The organism is Rhodopseudomonas sp. B29, assembly GCF_000333455.1.
In the GTDB taxonomy this organism is placed as follows: Bacteria; Pseudomonadota; Alphaproteobacteria; order Rhizobiales; family Xanthobacteraceae; genus Rhodopseudomonas.
This window is the reverse complement of sequence record NZ_BADD01000107.1, coordinates 1-2,069: the sequence shown is the minus strand read 5'-3', so window position 1 is coordinate 2,069 and position 2,069 is coordinate 1. Positions and strand designations below refer to the sequence as shown.

Below are 2,069 nucleotides of genomic sequence, written 5' to 3'. Positions count from 1 at the left end.
CAGCGCCAGATAGATCGCGCTGGTGCCCGACGCGACGCTTACGCAGTGGCGCGCGCCGCAATACTCCCCAATCAGCTCTTCCCAGCGCTCACACGCCGGCCCCATCAGCAGCCGACCGCCGCGCAGCATGTCGTCGACGACTTCGAGCAGGCGGGCGCGGAGGTCGTCGTCGACCGCGAGATCGCGGTAACGCACCTTGGGATCGCGCAGTGGCGGCTGCAGCAGATCGGCCGCGAGGTCGGCCGGAATGCCGTTGGTCACGCCGCGATACAACGCAAGGCCCGGCGCGGCTGCCGCTGTCGTCCCCGTCGTATCAGGCTTCGCCGCCATCTTGATCTCCGATCCGCACACCGCGCTCAGCGCTTGCTACAGCACAGCACCAGATTGTAATGGGCCATGGCGTGATAGCCGGTGTGCACGACCTCGTCGTTCATCGAAAACGCGTAGACGTTGTGGAAGAAGTCCTGCATCAGCCGCTTCAGGTCGCGCTGGTCCTTGCAGTTGACGTGGCCGAGCTTGCTGTGCGCGGACGCGTAAGGTTGCGACTGCAGCGACGGCATGCCGATGATCAGCGTGCCGTGCGGCTCGAGGCTCGCCACCATATTGCCGAGGAAGCGGCGTTCGTCGGCGGCCTCGATGTGCTCCAGCACATCGAGCGAGTACATGCCGTCGAAACTGCCATCGACCGGCTTCTCCATCATGTCGTGCACCTTGACGTCGATCGGCCACTTCTCGGAATGCCGCGCCTGCGCATCGGCGACGAAGGCTGGATCGAAGTCGATGCCGGTGAGGTGGCCGACGTCTTGACGGACCACGCGGCTGAAGAAGGCATCGCCGCAGCCGACTTCCAGCACACGGGCGCAGCCCTGCAGCATCTTGCCGACGAATTTGTAGCGCGCGAAGGTGAAGGCGAGTCGCTTGGGGTCGTCGAGATAGGCCCAGTTCGACACGAGCCCGAGCCGCTCGAAGCCATGGACGCGGAAGTGATCAATCGCTTCCTGGTACTGCTCCTCGCCCTTGGTCTTTTCCATTCTCAGGCCCTTTCGGCAGCAGCAGTGATCGCGCGGGCGTCTTGCAGAAAGGCGCGGAGCTGCTCCGGCTCCTCGGGTGCCCATTGCGCATAGTCGGTGTCGGTCCGCACGAACGGACCGGATGTCGTCTCATGGAACACCACCATCGGCGTGCGCGGCACGACGGTGTGATACATCGGCTCGTTGAGCCGATAATAGAACGATCCGCCGCGACTCGGCTCGGCCAAAGCCACAGTGCGGACCGGCGCTCCTGCGTCGTCGAAGATCACGATGTCGATCACGCCTTCGATCATGTGAAACGACTCGGTCTTGCCGAGATGGCGATGCGGGCGAAACAGCACGTCGTCGCGCAGCGCGATGATCATCTCCTGCACCTGCGCGGCGTCGTCGGCATGCACGCACACCCGGCTGCGGCCGAGCGGACTGCGCATCGCCGCCTCCTTCAAGCGCGTCAGCCAATCGGCGCCGAGTTCGACGATGGCGCCGCTGTCGCGAAACACCTCGGTCATCGGCGCACCGTTTTCATGGCGCGATCCTCGCCACGATCGCATCGGGTGCGAGCCCGTGCGCAGCGAGCAGATCGTCGTGGCTGCCATAGCAATGGATGAATTCGTCCTTCAGCGTGAACACGTCGAGCGCGCAGCTGGCGCGTTCCTGCCAGGCAATCGCCTGGACGTTCATCGCCAGCGAGCCATTCGGCGCGCATTCCTCGATCACCACGACGCGCTTATAGTCGCGCAGAACGCGCGCGACCGCCTCGCGATCGAGCGGCTTGATAGTGTGGACCGAATACAGCGCGGCCGACGTGCCCCTCGCGGCGAGCGCATCGGCGACCGCCACCGCCTGCTTCATGATCGGCCCGTAGCTGAGGATCGCCACATCATCGCCCGGCCGGATCAGCCGCAGCTTGCCGAACCGCCATGGCTCAGCGGCTTGCTGCGTCAGCACAGGCTCGCCCGCCTTGCCGAGCCGCAAATACACCGGCCCGCGCGTCTGCGCAGCGCACCAGCGCGTTCGCGCTTCGGTCTCGTCCGGATC

Annotated in this window: 4 protein-coding genes; all 4 read right to left on the bottom strand. The window is 65.3% G+C overall.

All coding sequences use genetic code 11. The features are described 5' to 3' along the window. A partial coding sequence (locus tag I5M_RS03970; RefSeq protein WP_199900015.1) for a DegT/DnrJ/EryC1/StrS family aminotransferase occupies positions 1 to 330 on the bottom strand: 330 nt, incomplete at its 3' end. A 26-nt stretch (positions 331 to 356) separates the two neighbouring features. Next, on the bottom strand, positions 357 to 1,031 hold the full coding sequence (locus I5M_RS03965) for a bifunctional 2-polyprenyl-6-hydroxyphenol methylase/3-demethylubiquinol 3-O-methyltransferase UbiG (RefSeq protein ID WP_022720216.1): 675 nt from the start codon (positions 1,029 to 1,031) through the stop codon (positions 357 to 359). Positions 1,032 to 1,033: 2 nt separating this feature from the next. After that, entirely contained in the window at positions 1,034 to 1,540 is a 507-nt protein-coding gene (locus I5M_RS03960; protein WP_022720215.1) for a WbuC family cupin fold metalloprotein, read from the bottom strand. A 13-nt stretch (positions 1,541 to 1,553) separates the two neighbouring features. Further along, a partial coding sequence (locus I5M_RS03955) for a transketolase C-terminal domain-containing protein (protein WP_022720214.1) occupies positions 1,554 to 2,069 on the bottom strand: 516 nt, incomplete at its 5' end.

Bases quoted from the DNA above. Each gene is read 5' to 3' on its own strand.
- I5M_RS03965 (WP_022720216.1), bottom strand. From the start codon at position 1,031: ATGGAAAAGACCAAGGGCGAGGAGCAGTACCAGGAAGCGATTGATCAC.
- I5M_RS03960 (WP_022720215.1), bottom strand. From the start codon at position 1,540: ATGACCGAGGTGTTTCGCGACAGCGGCGCCATCGTCGAACTCGGCGCC.